General features: G+C 53.5%; 22 protein-coding genes and 1 tRNA gene. 12 read left to right on the top strand and 11 right to left on the bottom strand.

All coding sequences use genetic code 11. The annotated features are described in order from the left end of the window. Nucleotides 1-7: 7 nt before the first annotated feature. The 6 genes from atpB to F4Z13_02195 are packed head-to-tail and all read right to left on the bottom strand — an operon-like array spanning nt 8 to nt 4433. Entirely contained in the window at nt 8-697 is a 690-nt protein-coding gene (atpB, locus tag F4Z13_02220) for a F0F1 ATP synthase subunit A (protein MXZ48062.1), read from the bottom strand. A gap of 2 nt (nt 698-699) precedes the next feature. Next, a complete protein-coding gene (locus F4Z13_02215) occupies nt 700-1041 on the bottom strand; it encodes a hypothetical protein (GenBank protein ID MXZ48061.1) in 342 nt (113 codons plus the stop codon). Continuing rightward, complete coding sequence (locus tag F4Z13_02210; protein MXZ48060.1) at nt 1028-1255, bottom strand: AtpZ/AtpI family protein; 228 nt, start codon at nt 1253-1255, stop codon at nt 1028-1030. Before F4Z13_02210 ends, F4Z13_02215 begins: the two co-directional genes overlap by 14 nt. 1 nt (nt 1256) lies before the next feature. Continuing rightward, entirely contained in the window at nt 1257-2549 is a 1293-nt protein-coding gene (hemL, locus tag F4Z13_02205) for a glutamate-1-semialdehyde-2,1-aminomutase (GenBank protein MXZ48059.1), read from the bottom strand. 34 nt (nt 2550-2583) lie between these two features. Then, nucleotides 2584-3402: a tetratricopeptide repeat protein gene (locus F4Z13_02200; GenBank protein ID MXZ48058.1), complete on the bottom strand. Its 819-nt coding sequence runs from the start codon at nt 3400-3402 to the stop codon at nt 2584-2586. After that, nucleotides 3402-4433, bottom strand: a complete 1032-nt coding sequence (locus F4Z13_02195) for an OmpA family protein (protein ID MXZ48057.1) — start codon at nt 4431-4433, stop codon at nt 3402-3404. Before F4Z13_02195 ends, F4Z13_02200 begins: the two co-directional genes overlap by 1 nt. On the opposite strand from F4Z13_02195, the gene F4Z13_02190 reads away from it, so the two are divergent. Then, nucleotides 4222-4887, top strand: coding sequence for a flavin reductase (locus F4Z13_02190; protein ID MXZ48056.1), 666 nt, complete (start codon nt 4222-4224; stop codon nt 4885-4887). The genes F4Z13_02195 and F4Z13_02190 overlap by 212 nt on opposite strands. A gap of 20 nt (nt 4888-4907) precedes the next feature. Here F4Z13_02190 and F4Z13_02185 read toward each other — a convergent pair whose 3' ends face one another. Then, nucleotides 4908-5306 (bottom strand): hypothetical protein, encoded by a 399-nt coding sequence (locus tag F4Z13_02185; GenBank protein MXZ48055.1) that lies wholly within the window; start codon nt 5304-5306, stop codon nt 4908-4910. A 76-nt stretch (nt 5307-5382) separates the two neighbouring features. Here F4Z13_02185 and F4Z13_02180 point away from each other — a divergent pair, with 76 nt between their 5' ends. The 7 genes from F4Z13_02180 (at nt 5383) to F4Z13_02150 (ending at nt 13651) form a co-directional block, all read left to right on the top strand. After that, complete coding sequence (locus F4Z13_02180) at nt 5383-6123, top strand: hypothetical protein (GenBank protein MXZ48054.1); 741 nt, start codon at nt 5383-5385, stop codon at nt 6121-6123. Then, nucleotides 6120-6986 carry a 4-(cytidine 5'-diphospho)-2-C-methyl-D-erythritol kinase gene (gene ispE, locus F4Z13_02175; GenBank protein MXZ48053.1) on the top strand — a complete coding sequence of 289 codons (867 nt, stop codon included), beginning with the start codon at nt 6120-6122 and terminating at the stop codon, nt 6984-6986. Before F4Z13_02180 ends, ispE begins: the two co-directional genes overlap by 4 nt. A gap of 149 nt (nt 6987-7135) precedes the next feature. After that, entirely contained in the window at nt 7136-8413 is a 1278-nt protein-coding gene (locus F4Z13_02170; protein MXZ48052.1) for a scavenger receptor cysteine-rich domain-containing protein, read from the top strand. A 167-nt stretch (nt 8414-8580) separates the two neighbouring features. Then, nucleotides 8581-9879 carry a scavenger receptor cysteine-rich domain-containing protein gene (locus F4Z13_02165; GenBank protein ID MXZ48051.1) on the top strand — a complete coding sequence of 433 codons (1299 nt, stop codon included), beginning with the start codon at nt 8581-8583 and terminating at the stop codon, nt 9877-9879. Nucleotides 9880-9938: 59 nt separating this feature from the next. Next, nucleotides 9939-11279, top strand: coding sequence for a hypothetical protein (locus F4Z13_02160; GenBank protein MXZ48050.1), 1341 nt, complete (start codon nt 9939-9941; stop codon nt 11277-11279). Between the two features lie 159 nt (nt 11280-11438). Beyond that, nucleotides 11439-11512, top strand: a tRNA-Gln gene (locus F4Z13_02155). 21 nt (nt 11513-11533) lie between these two features. After that, nucleotides 11534-13651, top strand: a complete 2118-nt coding sequence (locus F4Z13_02150) for an AAA family ATPase (protein ID MXZ48049.1) — start codon at nt 11534-11536, stop codon at nt 13649-13651. Here F4Z13_02150 and F4Z13_02145 read toward each other — a convergent pair. After that, nucleotides 13648-15123 (bottom strand): YdiU family protein, encoded by a 1476-nt coding sequence (locus tag F4Z13_02145; protein ID MXZ48048.1) that lies wholly within the window; start codon nt 15121-15123, stop codon nt 13648-13650. The two genes, F4Z13_02150 and F4Z13_02145, sit on opposite strands and share 4 nt — an antisense overlap. 129 nt (nt 15124-15252) lie before the next feature. On the opposite strand from F4Z13_02145, the gene F4Z13_02140 reads away from it, so the two are divergent. Beyond that, nucleotides 15253-15537: a metal-binding protein gene (locus F4Z13_02140; protein ID MXZ48047.1), complete on the top strand. Its 285-nt coding sequence runs from the start codon at nt 15253-15255 to the stop codon at nt 15535-15537. On the opposite strand, the gene dnaE is transcribed toward F4Z13_02140, so the two are convergent. Next, nucleotides 15526-18975 (bottom strand): DNA polymerase III subunit alpha, encoded by a 3450-nt coding sequence (dnaE, locus tag F4Z13_02135; GenBank protein ID MXZ48046.1) that lies wholly within the window; start codon nt 18973-18975, stop codon nt 15526-15528. The two genes, F4Z13_02140 and dnaE, sit on opposite strands and share 12 nt — an antisense overlap. Before the next feature lie 133 nt (nt 18976-19108). Between dnaE and F4Z13_02130 the strand changes: the two genes are divergently transcribed. The 3 genes from F4Z13_02130 to F4Z13_02120 all read left to right on the top strand — a co-directional run bounded on the left by F4Z13_02130 (nt 19109) and on the right by F4Z13_02120 (nt 24420). Then, nucleotides 19109-20644: a CYTH and CHAD domain-containing protein gene (locus tag F4Z13_02130; GenBank protein ID MXZ48045.1), complete on the top strand. Its 1536-nt coding sequence runs from the start codon at nt 19109-19111 to the stop codon at nt 20642-20644. A gap of 100 nt (nt 20645-20744) precedes the next feature. Then, nucleotides 20745-22886, top strand: coding sequence for an RNA degradosome polyphosphate kinase (locus F4Z13_02125; protein ID MXZ48044.1), 2142 nt, complete (start codon nt 20745-20747; stop codon nt 22884-22886). A 4-nt stretch (nt 22887-22890) separates the two neighbouring features. Then, complete coding sequence (locus F4Z13_02120; GenBank protein ID MXZ48043.1) at nt 22891-24420, top strand: Ppx/GppA family phosphatase; 1530 nt, start codon at nt 22891-22893, stop codon at nt 24418-24420. A 17-nt stretch (nt 24421-24437) separates the two neighbouring features. Here F4Z13_02120 and F4Z13_02115 read toward each other — a convergent pair whose 3' ends face one another. Further along, entirely contained in the window at nt 24438-26144 is a 1707-nt protein-coding gene (locus F4Z13_02115; GenBank protein ID MXZ48042.1) for an ATP-dependent acyl-CoA ligase, read from the bottom strand. A 59-nt stretch (nt 26145-26203) separates the two neighbouring features. Further along, complete coding sequence (tatC, locus tag F4Z13_02110) at nt 26204-26965, bottom strand: twin-arginine translocase subunit TatC (GenBank protein MXZ48041.1); 762 nt, start codon at nt 26963-26965, stop codon at nt 26204-26206. Between the last annotated feature and the right edge of the window lie 13 nt (nt 26966-26978).

Genomic DNA, 26978 nt, shown 5'->3' with positions numbered 1-26978 from the left:
ATTTATGTCAGTGTTCATGCGCTTCGGCAAGCGCGATATATATGGTCGAAAGTATAGTGAATATAAAAGCCTGCAAAAAAGATACGAAAATACCTAACCCCACGAAAGCCATGGGAATCAGTATATGCGTGAGGTTGGTAAACACCCCGAGCACCATGTGGTCGCCTGTTATGTTCATGAAAAGCCTGAGGGATAGCGACAGAGGCCTTACCAGATGGCTTATAATCTCGATGATCAGCATAAGTGGCGCGAGGAAGATTACCGGGCCCAGAAAATGCTTGATGTAACCGAGCCCGTGCTCCCTTATTCCGTAGTAGTTGTACATGACGAATATGAGAAGCGAGCACGCTACCGTGGTGTTCAGATTTCCGGTTGGTGGAAGAAAGCCCGGGATCATTCCCAACAGGTTCGCAAACAGTATGAAGAAAAACGACCCGGCTAGAAGCGGGAAGTACTTCTTCGCCTTTTCACGGGATCCAAAAACGTTTTCAATCGTGTTGAAAAGGAACTCAAGCCCCACGAGTTCGAAGAAAATGTTCATCGACGGCTTCTCTTCGGGGATTACGGATTCTTCCCTCGAGTAATGCTTTGTCACCCTCAGGCCGACAAACAGTATGAACAGGAGTACCAGCACTCCGCCCAGAATATGGTCGTATTCTATGAGACCGGCAAGGGAAAACCAGCTGAAATGTTCCATGTCTAACCCTTCAAACCTTTACCTATTATTACTATCACCACGGAAGTTAAGCCTATCATTAAACCATATATATTCAGTTTTGCAAATACGAGTAAAACCGTTATTATCGCAAGCAGCGCGAGCATTTTCATGACCAGTATGAACATGGAAAATGCAAGTGAATATCTTTTTTCCGCAAGCGCTTTTACGACGAATTTTATGGCTACGTAATCGAGCAGAAAAAGGACCCCCGCAACCGCTATGGCCACTGCCATTTCCCTTTCTCCGATGGCGATATTCACGACGAAAAGAAGCGCCGTTACGGCCAGGGACAGTTTCTCGACACCGAAATCAAGATTTTTCATCGTTTCCGTTTTTTCTTTCTTGCCTCAGCTTAAGTGTCCGTAAAAGCAGGGTCAGTCCCGCTATCACTCCGCACACAAGACCTAGCAGGGTAAAGAAAGGGAAAGCGGTGTCAAGTTTTCCGTCGATGTAGTCGCCGAGGAAGAGCCCCGCTATGACGGAGAAGGCAAACTCAATTCCGATTACAACGAAAAAAAGCCAGTTAGGGTTTCTGATTTCACTCTCCCTGGGGAATTTCCCGAAGTGACGAGTAGACTGCCTGAAGGGTCTGGTCTACCTGCTTTTTCGTGTGCGCGGTCGAAACGAACACGCTTTCGAACTGAGAGGGCGGGAACATGACTCCGTTTTCAAGAAGATTTCTGAAGAATCTCGCGTATTTCGCGGTATCGCATCCGAGTGCTCCGGCGTAGTCCGTTACTCTCTGGTCGGTGAAAAACACGGTGAACATGGAGCCAACAGAGTTTACGGTGGCGTCAATGCCAAGCTCTGCTATTATCTCCCTTATTCCAGATACCAGAGAGGCGGTCAGGCTCTCAAGGCGCCTGTAGGTTCTCGGGTTAAGTTCTTTTACTGTCGCAATTCCCGCCGCCATGGCGAGCGGATTTCCCGAGAGGGTACCCGCCTGGTACATGGGACCTTCAGGGGAAACCATTTGCATTATTTCTGCGCTGGCCCCGTACGCCCCTACCGGGAGTCCTCCTCCTATTATTTTCCCAAGACAGGTTATGTCCGGGACTACGCCGAACAGTTCCTGTGCGCCTCCCCTGGCGAGACGAAACCCCGTTATGACCTCGTCGAAGATGAGAACTGCTCCGTGTCTTTTGCATGTAGAGCGCAATTTCCTGAGGAAGTTTTTCTCGGGAGTTACCACCCCCATGTTTCCCGCCACGGGTTCGATTATCACTCCGGCAATCTTTTTGGGGTGCTTCTCGAAAAGCCTTTTGACGGAATCTATGTTGTTATACCGAGCAAGTAGCGTTCTGTTCACAAACGATTTCGGGACCCCGGCGCTGCTTGGATTTCCGAAAGTCGTGGCTCCCGAACCGGATTTCACGAGCAGAAAATCCGAGTGTCCATGGTAGCATCCCTCGAACTTGATTATGTATTCCCTTCCGGTGACCGCTCTTGCAAGCCTTATGGCGCTCATGGTGGCCTCGGTTCCGGAATTGGTAAGACGAACTTTCTCAATCGAGGGGAAGTGTCTTGCTATTAGTGTGGCAAGATTTGTTTCCAGTTCACAAGGGGCACCAAAGCTCGTTCCCAGGGGAAGCCTTTCCCCGACGGCCTTTACCACCGAGGGATGGGAGTGTCCCAGGATCAACGGACCCCATGAGGCCACGTAGTCGATAAACCTGTTCCCGTCGGCGTCATATACGTAGGAACCTTCGGCCCTTGATACAAAAAGTGGCGAACCTCCAACGGCAGCAAAAGATCTCACGGGACTGTTTACCCCGCCCACAAGAACGTTTCTCGCCCTGCGAAAAAGTTTCTCTGAATTGGTGGTTTTCATAAAAACGGTTCAGTGTCGACCACGGCCGGAACTTTTATTCTCCCGGTGTGGACAAGGTCTTAAGGTGTTCTTTTGCCGTTGCGGCTTCGGGTGAGTCCGGGTATGCCTCGATCAGCGATTCGAAAAAGAGGCTCGCCTCGTTCGGTTTCCCTATTTTCAAGAGTGCGATTCCCTGATTGAGCTGGCAAAGGGGGATTTTGGGGCTGGCTGGCCAGGTTTCGATTATGTTCTGGTATTCGAGGATTGCCTCCTCGTAGAATTTTTCCTTGAAGTAGGAATCCGCGATGAGGAACATCGCGTCTGCAGCCTCATCGTTTCTGGGGGCGGAGGCAAGGTGCTCTCGAAGCGACGCCCTTGCAGCCTCATAGTTACCGTCGCCAAACTCCTTTAGGCCCAGTTTGTAGTTCTCCTTGGGGTCTTCCTCCGCGGGGGATGGCTCATCGGTTGCGGGTTCCTCGTCCGGACTTTCAGAAGCTTGCTCAGAAGCCGCGACGGAAGGTGCTTGCGGTTGCGGAACTACGGCCTGAGATTTGACCTCTGCCATTGCTGACAGCCCGGCTTCTATTTTTTTGAACCGTTCTTCGCTCTGAGCATGCATTTCACCTATTATCTGCTCGAGTTCCAGAAGTTTGTTTTCGAGTTCGAAAGTCTTTTCGTTAAGATCAAGGATATTGTCTTCTTTTTTTACTTCTGCCTTCAGCCAGTTGATATCTTTCTGGATCTTCTTGATGTTCGTTTCAGCTTCCCTTTGCCTCGAGTAAAGAAAATCCAGGTCTCCTTCCGATGCTACGCAACCGTACATGAACACGGAAGAAAACAATACTACGGCGACGGCCAGATACTTTTTTCTCATTAGTTTTCTGAGGAATTATTGTCGGAGAGGGCTATGAAGTGTCCTCGCCTGTTACGGCTGTACGCCTCATCCGATGTTCCCTCTTGCCATATTTCCGTCTCTCCCTTGCTGATGGAGTGCAGCATTTCAGGAGACACCCCTTTTCCGATCATGTATTTTTTGATCTCATCCGCTCTTTTCTTTCCAAGGGAGAGGTTGTATTCCTCGGTCCCGCGGATGTCGCAGAAACCGAAGACGAGAATGAATTTGATTTTGTCTTTGTTTTTTTCGAAGATGCTTATGTTGCCGTCAATTGCCTCCATTGCCTCTTCCGATATCTCCGCGCTGTCGAATTCGAAGAACACGTCCGAGGTGGGAAGGTTTATCAGGTTTTCCTTGGAGAAGGCGTCGCTGAGCAGGGATTTCCGTATTTCCTGGGCCTCTTCGTCAAAGCCCTCCATGAAGGCGCCTTCCCTGGCTGCGCCGATTGCCTGTGTGGCCTTCAGTTCCGCTTGAGAAAGGACCTTCTCAGCTTCCTCAAGTTCCCCTTCGCTTATAAGGTTCTGGGCCATCTCGAAAAGCTTTTGTGCCTCTTCATACTCCCAGGTGTCTTCGGCACCCTCAGCTCGGGCTTCCTCGAGCATCTCCGATACCGCCATGACCCTGTCCTGAGTACCCGTCTCTTCAGCCGAGGGAGGAGTGGTGGGAACTCTCTTCGAGCACCCCGAGATGTGCAGGACACCAACGACCAGAAAAAGAAAAACGACCGCCGGAATTATTTTTTTCATAGTTAGGATTTCAATCCGTTTAAAAGGCGCTGCCGCGTTGTAGCGGGTAAACTTGAAAGACGGGGTTACTATAGCACACGGGGGATGTTTTTTCAATCTTCCCGCGGCATTTTCTGCCGGGGATAAAAAAAGGAGTTTTTCAGTGAATGATGGGCCTTCAGTTTGCGGGGTTTTCTGGCATAACTGCCCTGTGGTGATCATAACCAGCAGGCGGGAGGATGAGATAAACGGCCAGGTAGCGACGACGCTTGTCACCTCCTCCATAGTTCACACCGTGCCTAGGCTGCTTATGGGGATATGGAAGAGAAATCACACCCACGGGTTCATAATGGAAAGCAGGAATCTCGTGGTGCATCTTCTCAGAAAGGATCAGATCGCTCTTGTCCGAAACTTCGGCTTTTATTCGGGCAGGGACAAAAAAAAGTTTATCGGCCTAGACCATTTCGAGGGCAGAAACGGCTGCCCCGTCTTAAAGGGAATACATTCCTATGTGGAGTGCTCGGTGCTCAACGCCATGGACGGCGGAGACATGACCGCTTTTCTGGTAAGCGTGGACTACGGGGAGATAATGAGGGGAGGGGAGTGGATGACGCTTGCGGACTTCTACTCTCTGGCTCCCGAGCAGTGGGTGATTGAGTACGGCCAGAAGCTCATGGAGTCGGTGAGTTTCTCCATGCCGATAATACACAAGGTAAGCCACGAGCCGTTTCAGCCGTGAGCCGGCGCCGTTTCGGACCTTCAGCGTATTATTATGGTTGCGGAGGCCGAGTTTCTATCCGCGTATTTCTTAAGCCTGCTTCGAAGTTTTTTCTTGAACCAGTCCCTGGTGAAGGGAATGAGAAGGGAGAAGCCAAGAAGATCGGTAAGCAGCCCGGGTGTGAGAAGCACAACCCCTCCCACGAGCACGAGAAGACCGTTTATGAGGCTTTCGGTGGGCGGCCTGCCCTCGGTGACCTCCGCTCTTATAGCACTTATAACCTGTGTTCCCTGGCTTCTGGCAAGCGCCGCTCCCAGCACCCCCGTCGCTATGACTGTGAATATGGTCGGCCAGAGTCCTATTATGTTCCCGAGCTTTATGAGCAGGGCGAGCTCAATGAGCGGAACCATGGTGAACAGAATTAGGAGTCTTGCGAACATCTGAAGTTGTTTAGAGATAAATCCCGATTGTCTGTACGGTATAATAATATATCTGGAGGAAAATGCCGAATTGCCGATGGGAAAGCCGCCTTCGCAAAGAAAAGTTTTCATATCTTTTCTGGTTGTTTTGTGTCTGGGAGTGGGGGGATGCCGGCTCTTCAGGTTCCTCGATGTAAAAGGCCAGCTCGGGGATTTCAGCGAGAATTTCAACGTGAGTGACCACGACGGTCTAAGCCTTACCTTCAAAAAACCCGTACTGCTCGCAGGAGACATCGAGTGGCTCATGGTCTACTCGCCGCCCGTAGAAACCCGCATTGCCGCAGACACCGAGCTTTGGACCTATCACTTGGTGAAGAAGTACCCGGGCAGGAAGAGCGAAAGCGGGAATTTCGATCTGGCCATGGGAATGAAGCTTTGTCAGGGAAAGCTCTGCGAGATTATCTTTCCCGAGTGCTTCACCAAGTATATAACCAAGGAAGTTCTCGGGAAGGTGATGGGCTCGGTGGGTGCCGCCGAGGTGAAAAAGCTTGATAAGACAAGCACCGCGGCCGTGAGGTCCCTTGAATCCAAGGAAATCCCTAATTCCTCAGAAGTGATAGAGATTCTCGGCCGCCCGTACGCGAATCTAAACGAGGAAGGCGGCAGGGTTATCGTCTACAAGTACAGGCTTCGGGAGAGGACCCCTGAGGGGAAATACATCGTGTTCAGGCTTATTCTCAGCTTCGATGAAAAAACTGACAAGCTAAAAAAACTGGTGCTTCCGCTCAGAAGCGTAAGGCTTACGATGAATTTCGAGCCGGACGTGGCGCGAAAATGAGTTCTGTCAAGCTTCTTTCCCCCGCCAAGGTGAACCTGTTTCTCAGAGTTCTTGGAAAACGCCCCGACGGCTACCATGAACTTCAGTCCATAGCGCAGCCCGTAAGTCTCTTTGACGAGATAAGCCTTTCGGTGGAGCCGGGCGAGGGGTCAAGTCTTTCGTGCTCAGGAAGGGAGATGCCATCCGGAAACGACAATCTTGCCGTGGCCGCCTGTCATCTTTATCTCGGGGAAGCCGGAGTTCGGAAAAAGGTTTCCATAGGAATAAAAAAGAATATCCCCATCGGCGCCGGCCTCGGCGGAGGAAGCTCAAACGCCGCTGCGGTCCTTGTGGGTCTCAACAGGGTTCTCGGGAAATTCACCGACCGGGACCTGCTCCGGATGGCCGCGTCCCTCGGGGCCGATGTACCGTTCTTTGTAAGATCCACCTCTTCGTTTATCGAGGGAGTGGGGGAGAGGGTGGAAGTGCTTTCTGATTTCCCCCTTTTTCACTACGTTATCCTTTTTCCCGGAAAAAGCCTCTCGACCCGGGAAATCTATAAAAACTGGGAGCGCCCGGAGCCCCCGCCCGAGAAAGTCGATCCCGTTTCTCTTGCAGAGCGGTTCCGCGGAGGGGATTTCCTCCTAGAGAACGGCCTTGAGGCGGCGGTGTTTGCGGCATTCCCCGAGATTCTCTCCCTAAAGGAGATTTTTCGATCGCTTGGGGCGCGCTTCGTGCTTGTCTCGGGAAGCGGGTCATCGGTTTTTTCCGTTTTCCCCCGTCGGCGGGAAGCGGAGGAAATCCACGAGTACTTGGGAACATCTTCTGAGTTTGATGTTTTTCTGGCGGGCGGGATAAGCGGCTGGCATTTTCTTGCGGATTGAACCGGACAAGCCCGCCCGCGGGGATGAGCGGACTGGCCTCTGTTTCCAGTTCTCTGCGAGGTGTTCTGTTTCGCTTGATAGAGACATCGGGTTGACGCTAAAATGAAAAGAGAGCATTCGCAAACAGGCGTTTTAATACGGGGTTTCAAGTGAGGGGATTCGGAAAGTTCAGCTTTTGGAACGTAAGAAGACGAGAGACGGATGCCGGGAATGCCGGAACCGCGGATTTGTGGTGCATTTCGGTTATGGTTGCCGGATTTGCGCTGGGGCTTTTGCTTATGGGTGCTCCCGCGGATGCGAGTGCGCAGGGAACATATGCCGACGGGGACCTGAGGCTCGTGGATACGGATACGGGATCCGTGGTGGACCTCGACGCGACTGCCGAGCCCTCGGGCAGGCTTGAGATATTTGATGATGAGGACGGGGACGGCAAAGGAGAGTGGAAGGGCATATGCGATGACGTGCTCGGGTTTCTTGGGAGAGAGGAAACCGGCGGTCTCCGTATAGTCGGCAGGCAGGAGGCCGAAGTCGCGTGTCGCCAGCTGGGTCTCTCCGGCGGGGTGCCGAGGACATATCTCGCGTTGCCTGAAAGCGCGCAGGATAAACCGTCTGCGTATTACCTGCTTGACGACCTCAGATGCTCGGGTTCCGAGGACAGGATTCTCGGTGAAAACAGGTGCAGGCATCTGCCGCGCGGGCAGAACAACTGCTATCATGACGAGGCTTTCGGCGTTACATGTGCCGCCGTGACCTCAAATAACGACGCCACGGGTCAGGTAGTTATCAACAGCACTGAACTCAAGACAGGGATGGCTGTGACCGCGGATCACTCAGGAATCACTGACGCGGACGGAAAACCCACGGACGCAAGCGCGTTTTCCTATCAGTGGATAAGGACTGATTTTTTCTGGTTTTACGATACGGAGATTCCGGGTGCGACCGCTCCAACCTATACCTTGCAGGAAGATGATGAGGAAAAATGGATCAAGGTCAGAATCAGTTTCACCGATAACGCCGGCAACCAGGAAGTTGTGGAAAGCTTCGAAGTGGGGCCGGTCTATACGAACAAGTCCGACGGAAACCTTCGACTGGTTTCCCTTCCCGGCGCCAGCGCCGCTCAATCCTCCGCTGAGGGCCTGCTCCAGATATTTGACGATACGTCCAAGCGATGGAGGGGTGTGTGCGATGACAGCTGGGACAGAAAAGACGCCGACGTTACGTGTCGCCAGCTGGGTTACACAGGAAGTGCGGAGGCGCTTACCGGGATAGTATGGTTCGGGTATCCCCCGCTTCTTTTTATGCTCGACGAGGTGAATTGCGGCGGCACTGAAAACACGCTGCTTGAGTGTGAACACGCGGGACGGGGAGTGCACGACTGTACCTCATGGGAGTACGCAGGCGTCAAATGCGCCACCAGCGGCAACTGAATCCCCGCCGTTGGGAAACCGGACAATTCCGTTTGCCAAAAAGCGGTCAGCTTATTTGCTGTCTGCGCGGGCATTGTTTTGCTTGACAGAGACGCCGGGTCGAAACTAGAATATAATAACGATATCTCAGAAACAGGTGTATATACGGAGATTCAACGGAGGTTCAAGTGAAACGGTTCGGAACACTGAAAAGCAGCTTTTGGAAAAAACCGGAGGCGGTTGGCGGAAAAAGAGATGCCGGAACCATGAATCTGCAACGCGTATCGATTATGGTTGCCGGGTTCGCGCTGGGGCTTTTGCTCATGGGCGGTCCCACGGATGTAAGAACGCAGGAAACATATGCCGACGGGGATCTGAGGCTCGTGGATACGGATACGGGATCCGTGGTGGATCTCAGTACGGCTACCGCGCCTACGGGCAGGCTTGAAATATTCGATGCCGGGGCCAGGGACGGTGAAGAATGGAAGGGCATATGCGATGACGGACTCGGGACTCTGGGGTCTGGAGACAGTTACCGTGTGATCGGCAGACAGGAGGCCGAAGTCGCCTGTCGCCAGCTGGGTTTCTCCGGAGGTGAGCCGAGAGTAGGTCTTGCGTTGCCGAAAAAAGAAGGAGGAGACTTGGACCCGCAGGAGTACTATCTGCTTGACGAGCTTGAATGCTCGGGTTCTGAGGACAGGATTCTCGGTGAAGACAGGTGCAAGCATTGGCCGCGCGGGCATAACAACTGTTCCTACGGGGAGGCTTTCGGCGTTACCTGCGAGGCAGCAACCGCGAACAATGATGCCGTAGGCCAGATAGCGGTCAGGGGCACCGAGCCCAAGACCGGAGTGCTTCTGACTGCGGACCATTCAAAAATCACTGACGCGGACGGGAAGCCTACGGACGCAAGCGCGTTTTCCTATCAGTGGATAAGGTCTGACATTGTCTGGAATGAAACGGAAATTTCGGGCGCGACAGCCTCCACCTATACCTTGCAGGAAGCTGATGAGGAAAACTGGATCAAGGTCAGAATCAGCTTCACCGATAATGCAGGCAACTCAGAAGTGGTGGAAAGCTTCGAAGTGGGACCGATCTATACGAACAAGCCTGACGGAAGTCTTCGGTTGATACCTTTTTCTACCCTAAATGACGATGGTACGCTATCTCCATCCAGTGAGGGGGAGGGTCTGCTGCAGATATTTAGCGGGGTGGACAAGCGATGGAAGGGTGTATGCGATGATTCCTGGGACAAAACAGACGCCGATGTCGCGTGCCGCCAGCTGGGTTACGCAGGGAGCGATGAGGCGATTGACCAAATGATATGGCTTGGGTATCCCCCGCTTCTTTTCCTGCTTGACGAGGTGGATTGCGCGGGCACTGAAAGCACGCTGCTTGAGTGTGGTCACGCGGGGCGGGGACGGCACGACTGCTCATCCTGGGAGTACGCGGGCGTCAAGTGCACCGTAAGCGGCGGCACCAACTGATCCCCAAAAGTTTCTTTTTTGCCGCGTCTGAAACTTCGCGGCCTTTTAGAGGAGTTGCGATGAAGAACATAGGATTTCTGATTTTTTTGTGCTGCGTTCTGGGGTTTCTGGGCGCCCTCCGCACGCTTCCGGCCGCCGCCCATGAAGGCGTACCGCACGTATTGAACGGTAAACAAACCGAACTGACTAATACGGTTTCCGATGTGGATAGAGAGAGGAAGGTGACCCTTGAGGAGTTCGTGATGCACGCGGTCGCTCACCTGCAGGAGGCCGAAACCTTTTCCGAGACTCTTGAGATACTGAATGAATTCAGGAATAAGGAGGGAGACTGGAATGACGGCAGCATGTACCTGATCCTTCTTACGGGCAAGGGAGTTGACGGCAGCGGAGTTACAAGCGGAAGAGATGGGGGAAGCGGAACAGCCGCAAGCGGAGGAGGCGTCTACGTTCACGCTAAAAACAGAGAACTTGAGGATCAGGACTGGTCACAGCTCAAAGATCGTAAGGGGATTAATGTAGGACAGATATTTCTCAGCGTCGGGAAAGATGGGGCAAGTATAGATTATGTTGGAGATAATGCAGATGATCCCCCCCCCCAAGCCTTTGCCTTTCCTTTTACCGCTCCCGCTATTCCGTTCAGCAATTCCCTCTCACCCGAGCAACAGGGTTTTGTTCTTGTCGGAGGTTTCGCTTACGAACCTGATGTCGTCGATCAGAAAAAATCCTACGAGGAGCTGGCCGGCTCCCTTCCCAACAGCGTTCACCCCACTAAAGAGGCTAGGGAGATAGGGGGCGAAGAGAGTGATGAGGAGAACGAGCGGGAGCTCAGGGAGTTTGTTGAAGAGGCCATCGTCTTTTTTACCGCGGCTCTTGCCAGCCCTGAAATTGACGCCGTGAGGCTTCGCACGCTTTTCAGGCTTGACGGCGGACCCTGGAGGCACGTTTCCACCTACATCTACATAATGGATGAAAACGGCAACGTGATCTTCAACGGGGCGAACAGAAACATTGAGCAGACAAACCTCTGGGATGATCCAGATGTCGGAGAGAATATCCGCGAACTCATTGCCGCGGCCAAGACGCCTGAAGTTGACTTCGTCCGGTACAACTGGGAGAATCCCGCCGTTGTGGGCGACGGAGAGCAAAGCGGCGGCCCTGGAGGCAGTTCCCCTAAGCTCGGCTACACAAAAGTTGTTTCGCCCGACAAGGATGACCCTTCCGCCCCGGTCTATATTTTCGGTTCGGGACTTTATCTCGGGGAATCCGAAGAAGACGACGGCGGCTGCGCTCTTTCCGGTACCGCGAATACGGCTCAAGGCGCTCTGTTGGGGTTGCTTCTGGCAAGCACCGCCGTTTTTTTCCTTGTCTTTCTCCGGCACGGATGCCGGGCAGCCGAGTGAACTGACCGGTCCGCGGCCCGATTGCGCCCGCCCCGTAAACCGCGCCCCCGCGCCTGACCCGCGTTGCGTTTTTCTGGCCGATATTGCGCGTTTCCCGTTTCTCCGGCGGTTATTCTTTAACAGTCCTTCGGATATGGTAATATAGAAGTCTTTTTCAACTGGGGCGTCGTCTAACGGCAGGACACCGGGTTTTGGTCCCGGTAGTGGGGGTTCAAGTCCTCCCGCCCCAGCCAGAAATTTCGATTCACGTTACCATGTCAGGCAATTCCCTCAAAGGACTTAACCCTTCCCAGCTTGAGGCCGTAACCCACGGAGAGGGTCCGCTGCTTGTGCTTGCGGGCCCGGGATCGGGAAAAACCAGGGTAATAGCCCACCGGATCGCCTACCTGATAAACGACCTTTCCGTTCCTCCGGGAAACATTCTGGCCGTGACCTTCACCAACAAGGCGGCGGCGGAGATGAAAAAAAGAGCGAGGGATTTGGCGGGCGAGCTGGCAAGCGGCATATGGATCGGTACCTTCCACTCGATCTGCCTTCGGATTCTTAAAATAGAGGCGGATTTTCTTGAGGGCCACACGAAGGATTTCGTTGTCTACGACCAGGACGATCAGCTTGGCCTCTTAAAAAGCTGCCTGAAAGAGCTTGACTACGGGGAGAGCCTTTTTTCGCCCAAGGGGGTGCTCTCCGAATTTGACGCCGCTGAGAACAGGGAGGGGGCGTCCTTCAGGGACGATTTTTATGGTCGCAGGCTTAGTGAGCTTTATGATTTATACAAAAAAGAGCTCGTGAAGCGAAACGCCATGACGTTTAACGACCTGCTCCTTTTTGCAAACAGGCTTCTTTCTGAAAACCAGGGGGTTTGCGTCCGTTACCAGGACAGATTCTCTCAAGTGCTAGTAGACGAGTATCAGGACACAAACGTCTCCCAGTACTGCTTTGCAAAGACCCTCTCGCAGCGCCATCGCAACCTCTTCGTCGTGGGCGACGACAGTCAGTCGATTTATGGGTGGAGGGGTGCCGACATAAACAATATTCTAAACTTCGAGAAGGACTTTCCGGGAGCAAGGGTAGTTAAGCTTGAGCGCAACTATCGCTCGACGCCTAACATCCTCGGCATAGCGAACTCGGTAATAAAGGAAAATCTGGGCAGAAAGGAAAAAACCCTCTGGACCGATAATCCCGAGGGAGAAAGGGCGCTTGTGTTCAAAGCCCTCGACAATGCTGACGAGGCGCGGTTTGTCGCGGAGCGGATTTCGGGCCTGGTCGGGACCGAAGATTTCAAGTGGAGCGACGTGGCGGTTTTCTACAGAGCCAACTTTCAGTCGAGGGTGATTGAGGAAGGACTTAGGGCTGCCAAAATCCCCTACAGGATAGTGTCGGGAGTTGGGTTTTACCAGAGGGCGGAGATAAAGGATGTGATTGCCTACCTGCGGCTGGTTCAGAATCCGAGGGACGACGTCAGCTTCCTTAGAATAGTGAATGTCCCGCCGAGAAAGATAGGGGGAGTTACGCTTCGGAAGCTTCGTGAAGCATCCCAAGCCGGCGGATTCGCTCTTTTTGAAGCGGCCGAATACTGCCAGGAACATGATCTCCTGCCTGCGCAGGCCCTAGGTGCCCTATCACGTTTTCTTGAAATCATAAAGGGGCTTGGTTCGGCGGCGGAGAGTCAGCCGGTAGCACGCGTGATTAAAGCTCTTCTTGAGCGTGTTGCCTACCTGGATTATCTGGGGGAGGACCTCCAGAGGGCTGAGAACGTAAGGGAGCTTTTGAGTGCGGCCGAGGGATGGAGCGAGATCACTCTTTCTGATTTCCTTGACCTCGTCCTGCTCGCGACCGATGAGGATAGGGGGGACTCCGGAGAGGAAAAGGTCTCCCTCATGACGATTCACGCGGCCAAGGGGCTTGAGTTTCCTGCGGTGTTCGTGGTCGGGGTAAACGAGGACCTTCTTCCGCACAGAAGATCTGCGGAGACCCTTGGGGGTCTGGAGGAGGAGAGAAGGCTTTTCTATGTCGCGGTTACCCGCGCCAAGCGGCTGCTCTACCTAAGTTACGCTTCCTTGAGAACTGCTTCAGGCGGGACTTACCACACCCGAAGGTCGGCTTTTCTGGATGATCTCTCGCCCGAACATGTTGTCTATGAATCCCGCAAGAAAAAACTCTCTGGCCGAGATTCCGATTTGCCTTCGGAAGAAAAGACATACGAACTAGAAGATGTCGGCCTGAACTTAAGACCGGGCCAGAAAGTTGCCCATCCGACTTTTGGTCCCGGGATCGTTAAAAAGATTGACGGAAAAGGAGATAAGACGGTGGCTACGGTTGATTTCTTCGGTTCCGGCGTGAAAAAAATCCTCGCAAGCTTTTTTGCCGACTAGGAAAGACAGCTCACGACGAGACTCTTGGCCCACTCGGGAGAGGCGCCCGCGTAGCTTTCATGCTCCGATTGCTCCGAGAAGGGATTCTCGAATATTTTTTTCACCTTTTCTATCTCCGAGTAGTTCTCCCGCTCAAGAGCCTCCCTTATGGCGGTTTCCATTATATGGTTTCTCAAAACGTACCTGGGGTTGACGGAATCCATGAGCTTCTTTCTTTCACGGTCAGGGAGCGAGTTTTCCCGAAGCTCCCCGGTGTACTCTGAGATCCACTGCCGCCATTTCTCCGAGGTTGCGCAGAGTTCCGCAAGCCAGGGATTTTCTTCAAAAGAGCCGTCGCGGCTTACGTCAGAGAGGCTTCTAAGAAAGATATGATAGTCCGTCCCGGATTCGGCCAGCATCCCGAGGGTTTTTTCAACAAACCGAAGGGATTCTCTTTTTTCCTTTTCAAAGCCGAACTTGCGCAGCATGAGTTGCCTGTAAGTCTCAGAGAAGGTCTTGTTGTAACCCTCAATTGCGCGGGCGGCCTGTTTTTTGTCCACTAGGCTTTCCAGGCATCTTGCGAATTTTTCAAGGTTCCAACGCGCGATCGCGGACTGGTTTCCGTAGCTGTACCTGCCGAAGTGATCCGAGTGGTTAGATACGTAATCCCTGTCGAACGTTTCCAGAAATCCGTACGGTCCGTAATCGAGGGTGAGTCCCGTTACGGACATGTTGTCGGTGTTCATTACTCCGTGGGTAAATCCGAAAGCCTGCCACTTGGCGACGGTGATTGCCGTTTTTTCTGCCGTTGCGAGCAGAAAAAGCCCGTAGCCTTCCTTTGTCCCGCTCGGAATCTCGGGGTAGTGGCGGGCGATTACGTAATCGGCGAGCGTCCGGATGCTCTCCTCTTCGCCCCGATAGTAAAAACCTTCGAACGAGCCGAAGCGCACGTGGGTCTCCGCGACCCGTAGCATCATCGCGGCGGGTTCTCGGGTTTCCCTCTCGATTTTCTCCGTGCCTCCCACTACGCAGAGAGCCCTCGTGGATGGAATTCCCAGATGGTGGAGAGCCTCGCTTCCCAGGTATTCTCTTATGGAGGACTTGAGCGTGGCCCTTCCGTCAAAGCCTCTTGAGAATCTGGTCGCTCCGCATCCCTTGAGGTGAAGATCCCATCTGCGGCTCCGCTCGTCGATTATCTGCCCGAGCAGAAGCGCTCTTCCGTCTCCAAGGTGCGGATTGTAGACTCCGAACTGCCACCCAGCGTAGTACATAGCCAGGGGGTCTGCGCCCGCAAAAGGCCTTTTCCCGCAGAGGTACTCGGCAAGAAGGGGGTTTTGTTTCTCATCCGGGTCTATGCCGAGTTCCGCCGCCAAGGTTTCGTTAAATGCCACCATATGGGGGATCTTGAACGGAACAGGATCTTTTTTCTGGTAGAACTCGTGTGGCAGTTCCGCGTAGGAATTCTCAAAACGAAGGTCTGTTATTTTTCCCATCCCACGGCGCCCTCTGTGCTTCGTTACGAATTATATTAACGGAGAACCGGGCAGCCCGAGAAATCCCTGCGCCCGGATGTGTGCTACCCTTCGGTCCTATGAGGAAGTATAATATCTTCTTGAGAGAGAATGAAATACAGAAAAAACAAGATAAAAACCGAACATTCGATAATAAAGGGACTAAGGCGTTTTCTCGAGGACAACATCTCGGATCTTGACCACGTAACGGGAATTATTCCCGGGGAGATAAAGGTCGGTCGCGCCACCGGGGAGAATCTGGCGGTGAACTACAAGTACAGCACCCGAAGCGGGGCCAAGCTCATAGCGAGAAGCGGCACTTCGGTGCAGGAAGTATTTGTCATCACGAAAGACCCCGAGGAACTAAAAGCGCTTATAGAACGTCTAGGCAAATGAGCTTTCCCTGAGGGTCACCGCGCCTTCCCCGAGCAGTCCCTCGATGTTTTCTATGAGCTTGTCCCCGAAGTCGACCTTGCAGTTTCCGACCCTTAAGACGGCCTCTGAATGATCGGTCTTCATGTCGATTATAACGGTCGAGTCTCCCGGGAACTTCTCGAGGATCTCCCTCAGGCTGAGTATGTTCTGCTCGTTTGCCGATTTGCGGGCGATGCTTATGCAGACAGCGGAATTTGTCCTGGCTTCCCTGAGCGAGGAGATGTCGCTTGCGAGAAGACGCACCTTGTCATCCGAGACCTCAACTTTCCCCTTCACTATCACCGGTTCCACCTTCTGTTCCAGAAGGGAACTGGATGTGCGCAGGGTGTCGTTGAACACTATTGCTTCTGTGAAACCGTTCAGATCCTCCAGGGTGAAGTAGCCGATGAGGCCGGTTCCCCTGCGGGTGTTTTTGGTTTCGAACGATCTCACCACTCCCGCGATTCTCACCTCGGAGCCGTCTTTTGCCCGCTTTATGGATTCGGTGTCGTGAAGGCGGCTGTATTTTTCAAGCTCGCAGGAGTACTTTCGAAGCGGGTGGGACGATATAAAAAACCCGAGCACCTCAAGTTCGTTCTCAAGCCTGATGCGGTCATCCCAGGGTTCGGTTTCGGCAAGAGTCGGGGCGGCCACGGAATCTGGAAGGTCAAACAGCATTCCCTGCCCGTTCGCCGGCGTGTGCTGTTTCATGGAGTTGTACCCGAGTAGGGACTCGCAGGAAGCGAACAGCCGCGCCCTGTTTGGTTCGAGGGAATCGAAAACGCCTCCCTTTATCAGGCTTTCAAGCGCCTTTTTGTTTAGTTTTCTCGAATCCACCCTGGCGCAGAAGTCAAAAACGGATTCGAATACCCCGTCTTTTTCCCTGCTTCTGACTATTCCCTCGGTCAGGCCGTCCCCGACGTATTTGATTGCGGTGAACCCGAACAGCACCTTTCCTTCCGACACCGTGAACCCGGAGCAGCTTCGGTTTATGTCGGGCTGCAGAACGTCGATTCCAAGTTTCCTGCACTCGGTTATGCCGGAGATCACCTTGTCCACGTTGTGGGCTTCCACGGACATGAAGGCTGCCATGAATTCAGCCGGGTAATGCGACTTGAGGTAGGCCGTCTGGTAGGTGATCATGGCGTAGGCGGCGCTGTGGCTTTTGTTAAAGGAATACTCAGCGAATTTTTCGAGGGTGTCGAAAAGCTCCGCGGCCAGCTTGCTATCGAGGCCCTTTTTCTCCGCTCCCGTCAGGAACCTTTTGCGTTGTGCCTTCATTTCGCTTGATTTCTTCTTTCCCATGGCCCTTCGCAGGAGGTCCGCCTCCCCCATGGTAAAGCCCGCAAGCTCGCTCGCGGTCTGCATTATCTGCTCCTGGTAAACGAAAAGGCCGTAGGTTCCTCCCAGTATCTCCCGAAGCGCGGGATGCGGAAAATCGACCGCACCCCCGTTTTTCCTCCGGGTGAATTCCTCCGCCATGCCGCTGTCAAGAGGGCCGGGGCGGTAAAGCGCCAAGGCGGCCGTTATGTCCTCGAATTCCGCGGGTCGCAGTCTCGCCAGAAGATCCTTCATTCCCTGGGATTCAACCTGGAATATCCCCATGGTCGCACCTTCGCGAAGCAGCGCGTAGACTTTCGGGTCGTCAAGGGGAACTCTGTCAAGGTCGAATTCTTTTTCATTGTTTCCCTGGTTTTCCCTGACGTACTTAACAGCCTTGTCCAGTATGGTAAGGGTCTTTAGGCCAAGGAAGTCGAATTTCACGTAGCCGAGCTTCTCTATGGAGTTCATGTCGAACTGGGTTACGATCTCGTTTTTGCTTCCCCTGTAGAGGGGTATGTAGTCGGCAAGCGGCTCATTCGATATCACCACCCCTGCCGCGTGGGTGGAGGAATGGCGCACCATGTTCTCAAGCGACCTCGCAAGCTCCACCGCTTCGGCAAGCTCCTTGTTCTCAGAAAGCCGCTCCTTTATTTCCTTTACCTTTCTTACGGCTTCCTCTATGCTGAACACCTTCCCCCGGAAAGAGGGGATCATTTTCGAGAGCCGGTCGACTTCCGCGTAGGGAAGCCCGAGCACCCTTCCCACGTCCTTTATCACGGCTTTCGAGGACATGGTTCCGAAGGTGCCGATCTGGGCCACTTTGTCCGCCCCGTATTTCTCCGTGACATATCTTATTACCTCGTCGCGGTGCTCACCGCAGAAATCGACGTCTATGTCGGGCATGCTCACCCTCTCGGGGTTAAGAAACCTCTCGAAAATAAGGTTGTGCCTTATGGGGTCGATGGCTGTTATGCCGAGGGCGTAGGCAACTAGGCTCCCGGCGGCGCTTCCCCGCCCCGGTCCAACCGGGATATCCTTTTTCTTGGCGTGGAATATGAAGTCGGAGACCACGAGGAAGTAAGCGGAAAATCCCATCTTGCAGATGGTGTCAAGCTCCGAGTTAAGCCGCTCGCGGTAGGTATCGTGGGCTTCTTCGGGTATTTCGTTTTCCCGGAGCATTTTCTCGAGATTTCTGCTCGAGATCTCGCGCATGAATTCGTCGAGCGATTTTCCCTTGGGAGGGACATATTCCGGGAACCTGTACCCCTCGTTTTTGAACTCGAAATCGCAGCGCTCAGAGATTTTCACTGCTTCTTCGAGCGCGTTCTCGAAACCTTCCATATCCCTGGCCATCTCTTCCCTTGTCTTCACGAAGAAGTCGTCGCTTTGAAACCTCATTCTCTTGCGGTCGGCCACCCTGCTTCCGGTCTGGATGCACAAAAGCGCGTCGTGCGACTTGTAATCCTCCTTGGTGAGAAAATGGCAGTCGTTGGTTGCTGCGAGCTTTATGCCGAGGTGTTCGCCGATTCTTCTAAGCCCCCTGTTTACCCTGCGCTGCTCCTCAAGGGCGATTGCCTGCACTTCAAGATAGTAGCGGTCCCCGAATATTTCCTTGTATGTCGAAGCGATTCTTATCTGCTCCTTCTGATCTTTTTTGAAAATGGCCTGGGAAAGTTCGCTGCTCATGCACCCGGAGAGGACTATGAGCCCCTCATTGTGCTCAGACAGCATTTCGTGATCAACGCGCGGGCGGCGGTAAAATCCCTCGAAGTAACCTCTTGTGACTAACCTCGAGAGGTTCCTGTATCCCTGCTCGTTCATGCAGAGCACTGTTAGGTGGTAATTCTTCCCATCGGAAGGCTTTTCAAGTTTAAGCGTTGGAGTCACGTAAAGCTCGCAACCTATTATGGGTTTTACGCCGCGGGCCTTTGCCTTTTCGAAAAACTCGTACGCGCCGAAGAGGTTTCCGTGGTCGGTCACGGCTACGGCGGGCATGGAGTGGCTCTCGGCTCTTTCGATCAGCTCGTCGAACTTTATCGAGCCGTCAAGAAGCGAGTACTGCGAGTGTAGATGTAGGTGAACGAAGGAATCTGCCATTGCGGGTTATGAAGTTAAATTATACACCCTCTCTCGGTTTCATCCAGTAGCAAAAAGAAATGACAACCGGGCCTTAATCGAGTAAACTAAACAGTCTAGTTTCCGACAAACCGGGTGGTTGAATCTTTACGTCATGTACGAGGAAACGGAATTCAAGCTGTCCCTTTCGCCCGCCGTGGCGAATCGGATTCTGCGTTACAAAGGACTTAAACCCCTTCGCAGGGGCCGCCGCACAAAGCGTCATCTCGTAAGCACCTATTTCGATACCCCGCGCCATGCGCTTAGAAAATCTGACATAGTCCTCCGGGTGCGTGATAACGGCAACGGTAAGCAGCAGACTATAAAGGCGCCGTTCCAAGGCCCCGCGGGACTCCAGAATTTCCGTGAATGGACCGTTCCGGTAAATGGCGATTCCCCGAATCTTCGCGCCGTGGACGACCCCGCACTCGCGCGCGCTCTCTCCCGCCTGCGCGACGAAAAGCGCCTCGGCCCCGTGTTCATCACGGACTTCGAGCGCGAGGCGGTTCGTATCAGGACCAAGGGTGCCGAATTCGAGCTGGCGGTGGATCAGGGAGTGATTCACGCCGAAACATCCGGGGGACGCGTTGAGGAGCCTATCTGCGAAGCGGAATTCGAACTGCTCTCGGGGGACCCGGCGCGGATGTTCGACGTGGCTCTTGAACTCTGCGAGGCTTACGACATACGCCTCGGCCACCTTACCAAGGCGCAGAGGGGCTACGCGCTTGCAAGGCCGGCCCTTCGGCCAAGACCGCTTAAGGCCCCGAAGGTTACGCTCACAGAGGATATGAGCGTGGGAGAGGCGTTTAATTTCATCATTGCTGGCGCGCTTGAGCACATGTTCGCAAACGAAATTCCGACCCTAGAGGGAAGGGCCGAGGGAGTTCATCAGACGAGGGTGGCTATGAGGCGCGTGCGCGCGGCGCTTCGGGCCTTCAAGATAATACTTCCATATGACAAGCGAAAGGCTTTTAACGGGGAGTTCCGCTGGTTCCAGCAGCGCCTAGCCCCGGCCCGAGACTGGCAGGTGTTTTTAAGCGAGACCCTTCCTAGGATAGCCTCTGCGGCGCCAGGGCAGGAGGAAGCGATAGAGCGCCTTCGGCGCATTGCGCGCGCAGAGCGGCGCCGCGCCGTCGGGGATGCGGCTGCCTATCTTGAAAGCCGCCGCTACGCCCGTCTTCTGCTCCAGTTCGAGCGATGGGTTGCGTCTGTGGAGAAAGAGGTCGGCTCGAAAACTTTCAGCCAGCCCGTAAGGCCGTTTGCAAGAGGCGTGCTTAGGAGAACATGGCGCTATTTTCTTGAAGATACGAGGCCCCTTTCGCGTCTTCCTGACGAGGATCTTCACGAAATAAGAAAGCGTGGGAAAAAGGCCCGCTACGCAACGCAGTTTTTCAATTCGCTTTGGAGCGGTCCCCAAGTTCCGCCCTTCATGAAGCTCATGGGACGCTTCCAGGACAGCCTAGGAAAGACAAACGACGCGATAGTCGCACGGCACATCCTTGCGGCGGTCAAGCCCGGAAGGCTTGATCCCTCGGTGATCCGCCTCGCGCAGGAATGGTCCCAGGCCCGGATTAGAAAGTGCCTTCGCACTGCACAGCCGCAGTGGAAGCGCCTCGTGAGAATTACCCCGTTTTGGGAGACGGCGCGGTGAGTCTGGCTTTTCACGTGCCGGGTAATTATGTAAACTCATGGATTGTGGGTGTTAAGACGTAGCATGTTGCGCTCCCGGGAGGTTGCAAGTGGCTTCTTCGATAACGGACATCACGAGCAAGAGAGGCTCTGTCGGTTCTTCCAAGAAGTATCTTAACAGGGAGCTTTCCTGGCTTGATTTTAACCTACGGGTTCTTGAGACGGCGGCAAACGATAAGGTTCCGCTTCTTGAGAGGGTGCGCTTTCTCTCCATCTCCGCGAGCAACCTAGATGAGTTCTACATGGTAAGGGTGGCGGGTCTCGCGGGACAGGTTATGGAGGGAGTTGCCGACCGCAGCAAAGACGGTCTTACGCCATCCCAGCAACTGGAAGCCATAAGGGAGAAGGTCCGTTTCCTGCTTGACAGCCAGTACGAGTGCGAAAAGGAGCTGTTTTCCCTCTGCAAGAAGGCCGGGATCAAGATCGTAACTCCCGAGAAACTCGACCGCTCGGGCGCCAAATGGCTTTCCGAGTGGTTCTCAAAACAGCTTTTCCCGGTGCTTACCCCGCTTGCCATAGACCCGGCGCATCCGTTCCCCTTCATACAGAGTGAGAGCCTTGTGTGCGCCGTGCAGCTAGGCCGCGCCGAGGACGGAAAGCGCATGAAGGGTCTCATACTGCTGCCTTCTCAGGTTGAGCGTTTCATAAGGGTTCCGGGAGGGAAAAAAACCCAGTTTGTCCCTATCGAGAAGGTCATCGAGCACAACATGAAATCCCTCTTCCCGGGTTTTGAAGTGGAGGACAACGGAATCTTCCAGGTCACCCGAGACAGCCTTCTTGAGATAGACGAGGACGCGGAAGATCTGGTCGAGACGTTTGAAACGGCGCTTAAGCAACAGCGCAGGGGGGGGTCGGTGATCAGGGTTGACGTCAACGCGGACATGCCGGATGCGATTGCCGACTTCATAATGGACAAGCTTGAGGTCCGTGACGCACATTTCTTCAGGATCAAGGGGATGCTCGGGCTTGAGAGCGTGAAGCAGATAATACTAGATGAGCGAAGCGACCTTCTTTACAAGCGGATGAGTATCCGCTACCCCGAGCGGGTCAGGGAATTCGGAGGCGACGTGATAGCCGCCATACGGCAGAAAGATTTCGTCGTTCACCACCCCTACGAGAGTTTCGACGTCGTGGTCGAGTTCCTGAAGCAGGCTGCGGCGGATCCGGCTGTCGTCGCGATCAAGCAGACGCTTTACCGCACCTCGGAAGACTCCCCGATAGTGAAAAGGCTCATAGAGGCCGCCGAGGCCGGAAAATCCGTAACCGCCATGGTGGAACTCAAGGCCCGTTTCGACGAGGAGGCCAACATCCGCTGGGCTCATGACCTCGAGGACGCGGGGGTTCAGGTAGTGTTCGGGTTCATCGATCTTAAAACCCACGCCAAGGTATCGCTGGTGGTGAGAAGAGAGGGTTCAGACATCCGCACCTACACCCACTATGGCACCGGCAACTATCATCCCGTAAACGCCAAGATATACACGGATCTCAGCTACTTCACGGCCGACGAGGCGCTCGGCCGCGACGCCGCCAAGCTTTTTAACTATATGACTGGCTACGCCACTCCGAAGAAGATGGAGAAGATATTTTTCTCTCCCGTCACGATGCGCCCGAAGGTGCTTGAGCTGATAAGGGACGAGATAGACCACGCGAAGGCCGGTCGCCCCGCGGTGATATGGGCCAAGATGAATTCCCTTGTGGACAGCAAGATCATAGACGCGCTTTACGCGGCGAGCCGCGCAGGGGTGAGAATCGAACTTTTCGTTCGGGGAATATGCTGCCTGCGGCCCGGGGTGCCGGGGCTTTCTGAGAACATCAGGGTAAAAAGCATCGTGGGACGTTTCCTCGAGCACAGCAGGGTTATCTGCTTTGGCGCCGGGGAGGGGCTTCCCTCTAATGCCTGCAAGGTCTTCATCTCGTCTGCCGACTGGATGCCCCGAAATCTTGACCGCAGGGTAGAATCTCTGATTCCGATCGAAAACGCCACTGTGAAGAAGCAGCTCGTTGAGCAGGTGATGGTTGCTAACTTAAACGATGTTGCGAACAGTTGGGAAATGGGACCGGACGGCTCTTTCCGCAAGCTTAAAAGCGATTGGGACAGTTTTTCGGCTCACAAATACTTTATGACCAACCCCAGTCTTTCAGGAAGAGGCAAGGCGCTTGCCGAATCCCGGCCCCTAATGCCGTCTGAGTTTGTGCAGGAATAATTTTATGACAGAAATATCTTCTTCCGCCGCGCCGTTCGGCGAGGGTGGGACCGTGGCGGTAATCGATGTGGGATCAAACTCCATACGTCTTGTTGTCTACAAGGGACCTAGGCGCGCCCCGCTTCCGATACTTGATGAGAAGGTTCCCTGTGGCTTGGGGTGCGGGATGGATTCTCGGGGCAGAATGTCTCCGCAGAGCATGGATCTCGCCCTGCGAACTGTAAGCCGCTTTGTCGACATCGCGCGCTCAATGAGGGTTTCCGGAATAAAGGCGGTTGCCACCGCTGCGGTGAGAAACGCCGCAAATGGCCCCGATTTTAAAAAGGTTGTTGAGCAGCAATGCGGGATTTCGCTTCGGGTGCTCTCTGGCATGGACGAGGCGAGGCTTTCTGCTCTCGGTACCCTCTGCGCTATCCCTGACGCTGACGGCGTAATGGGGGACATAGGCGGCGGAAGCCTTGAATTGGTGGAGATCTGCGATGGGGAAGTAGGAAACCACGCCACGTTGCCGCTTGGTACGATCCCGCTTCTTGAAAGCGGTCTAAGTCCCGTGAAGGCCCGCAAGAAACTGATTGCTCCCCTCCTTGACGAACTTCCTTGGCTTGAGAATGCGAAAAAGAAGACCTTCTACGCCGTCGGGGGCTCGTGGCGAGCCCTAGCTAAAAAACACATGGAGTCTGAGTATTACCCGCTTCGAATAGTTCACGGCTACAGTCTTTCCAGATCCAGAGCAGTTGAGATGGCCCGGGAGATAGCCGAGATGTCTTCGGGTTCGCTTCAGGACCTCTGGATCCTGGGCCGAAACAGGGTGGAGTCTGCTCCTTACGCCGCCACGCTTATAAAGAGTCTTCTGAAGAAAACGGGCGTTAACAACCTTACGTTCTGCACGTACGGTCTTCGGGAGGGATGCATATACGACGATCTTTCCCCGGAGCAGCGCTCCCTAGATCCTCTAGTTGTCATGTGCGAGGAGATCGCCCTTAAGATGGAAAGATCCGTTGAGGAAGGCAAGGCTTTCTGCAGGTGGATAGAGAAGGCGATTCCAGATGAATACTCTAGAGATCCGAGGCTGAGACTCGCTGCATGTCATCTCTCAGACATAGGAATTTCCGAACATCCGGAGTACCGGGCGGAGCAGGTGTTTTTGAGGATACTGCGGATGCCGTTTGTGGGAATCACCCATCCGGAGAGGGTGATGGTGGCTCTATCGGTAGCTTCAAGGCACGCGGCGATAGGAAATCTGCTCCGCCGCTGGGAAGTTTCAGATTTTCTTTCTGGGGATGATATTGAAGAAGCCAGGGTTACAGGGCTTGCTCTTCGCCTAGCCTACACGGTCTCGGGAGGGGTAACGCGGATCCTTGAGAGCACCAGGCTTGAGAGGACTGGAGAAAAGCTTACTTTGCATATGCCTGACCAGATTCCTCACCCGGAAACCGTCGGTCGCCGTTTAGGGGCCCTTGCCAAGGCTGTCGGATGCGACTACGAGACAATAGCGCGGGAGCAAGATAATGAAACCGTTGGGTGGGGAACTTAAATCCTCGTAGAACCCAGTTACCTTTTTAACTTGTAGCCGGCTTCCACCATGTCCCAGGTGTCTTTAGTCACTCCCTGCTCGCGTAGCTTGTTCTTCTGAGTTCTCTGCGTGCCGGTCTTCGGGAAGGAATCAACGAACCTTATGAATCTTGGAATCATGAAATAGGGCATCCTTGGCTGCAAGTAATCCATCAGTTCTAGGGGATCTACCTCTTTTCCTTCCTTCGGAATCACTAGTATCATGAGTTCATCTTCTGCGTATTTCCCAGCTTCTGACTTTATGCCTATCGCTGCCGATTCCTCGACATCAGGATGGGAATTGACGATTTTTTCCACCTCGAAGGAGCTTATGTTCTCGCCCCTTCTTCTTATGTAGTCCTTGACCCTGTCGACAAAGTATATGTAGTCGTCCTTGTCCATTCTTCCCGCGTCGCCGGTGTGGAACCAGAAGTTTCTGAAGTCCTCGACGGTCTTCTCGGGCATCTTGTGATAGTAGTGAAGCATCACGTTCGGGATTCTTGGGCGCACTATGATTTCCCCTATGTCTCCCCTCGGCACCTCCTCGTCTGTCTCCGGGTCGGCGACCTTTATCTCGTAGTTTGGAGCTTCCTTTCCGCAGGATCCCACCCTGAAAGGCTCTCCAGGCCTCATCCAGGTGCACTGGCCTATTTCCGTCAGGCCGTAGCCTTCCATAAACTTTATCCCGAAGCGTTCCATGAACTCTTCTATCATGTCGTGGGGGGCGGGTGAGCCGAGAACGAGCTTTATTTTATGCTGTCCCTCCTCCGGCACGGGAGGGGTGTTCCAGAGAAAATACGACATGGTTCCCACGGTGTTGAATTTTGTCACCCCGTGGTCGACCATCCATTTCCAGAAGCGGCTTGAGCTGTATCTCTCCTCCACTACGGTTTTCGCTCCCTTTATCAGCGCCGGGTAGACGGTCATCACCATGGCGTTTGAATGAAAAAGCGGAAGACACGTAAAACACACATCCTGAGGGCCGACGTCCATTATCTCGGCGTAGTTCCTAGCGCTGCTGTAATCGGCAGCACAAGGTCTCATGACCCCCTTTGAGCGGCCCGTTGTGCCGGAGGTGTACATGAGTCTTGCGTAATCCATGAAGGTGACCTCGACGTCCGGTTCCTTGCCCGAGCCCGAGTTTATGAATTCTGAGTAGGAAATCATCTTTGGGAAGTTGTATCCGTGTTTTTTAAACTTCTTGTCCCCGCTTCTTGTCCAGACTATGACATGGCGAAGCTTGGAAAGATTCTTCGCTATGGGGGGCATCCGGTCTAGGTATTCTTCCGCTATGAAAAGCACCTCGGCGTCCGAACTGTCGATTATGTATTCAAGAAAATCCATCTTGTAGGCTGTGTTTATGGGTACCATCACGGCTCCCATCTTGAGGATTCCGAACCACGTTATTACGTGGTCATCGGAGTTTGGCATGTAAACGGCGACTATCTTTGCCATTTCCACCCCGAGGCCGCAAAGGGCGTTTGCCACGCGGTTAGCGAGACGGTTTGTCTGGTAGAAGCTCAGGGGCTTTCTGTATCCGAACTGAAGAAAGGGCTTTTTGCCCAGTTTTTTCGCCTGTTCGCGAAGCACCTTGGGAAGCACCCAGTTCGACCTGTCTTCCTTGAGGTACCAGTTGACGTCGAATTTCCCGTTCTCCCGCTTGTAGGTGACAGGATGCATTAGGTCCTTAGGTTTTTTTCTTGTCATTTTTTTCTCCTTTTCCGCGTTGCGGCGGGGATTCTCGGTTAAGGGTCAGGTCTTTTTACTTAACCAAATTCCTCTCCGGCCGGTTCTGTTTCAGGTTTTTTCTTTGCGAATATCTTTGCGATAATTATTCCAAGCTCGTAGAAGATGAAAAGAGGAATGAGCATGAACATCATCGATACGGCGTCTGTAGTAGGTGTTATGAAAGCGGCGAGAATGGCGTTTATCAAAAACGCGTATTTTCTGTTCCTCGCGAGAAATCCCGCCGTTACAAGCCCGAGCCTGGAGAGGATGAAGACTATAAGCGGAAACTCGAACACGAGCCCGAAACCTATCATAAGCGCTGTAAGAAACGATAGCGCCTCCTTTATGCTGGGAAACGCCTTTACGTACTGGGTTGTGTATTCGCCGAGCAGAAACCGGAGTCCCTGGGGGGCGGCGATGAAGTAGCAGAAAAGCGCGCCGATGATGAAAAACAGCGTTCCGAACGTGACAAGCGGAATAACGACCCTTTTTTCCTTCTTGTAGAGCGCGGGGGAAACGAAATGCCAGACGTTATAGAGAATGAACGGAACAGAAAGGAAGAGGGAGAAAAACAGCGATACCTTGAGATAGGTAAGAAACCCCTCGGCCGGGCGTGTGAATATGAGGGAGCTTCCCTCGGGCAGGCTCCTTATTATGGGTCCCATGAGCAGGTCGAAGAGATGCTTTGAGAAAATGTAGCAGGGGACGAAGAACACAAGTATCGGAATCAGGGAATATATGATTCTTTTTCTAAGTTCTTCTGCGTGCTCAAGAAAATTCATGCCGGTTTCTTCTTTCATTACGGCAGGTTAG

The sequence above is a fragment of the Candidatus Dadabacteria bacterium genome (assembly GCA_009837205.1).
In the GTDB taxonomy this organism is placed as follows: domain Bacteria; phylum Desulfobacterota_D; class UBA1144; order Nemesobacterales; family Nemesobacteraceae; genus Nemesobacter.
Note: the sequence above shows the minus strand (reverse complement) of the source record. Positions and strands in the feature narration are given on the sequence as shown.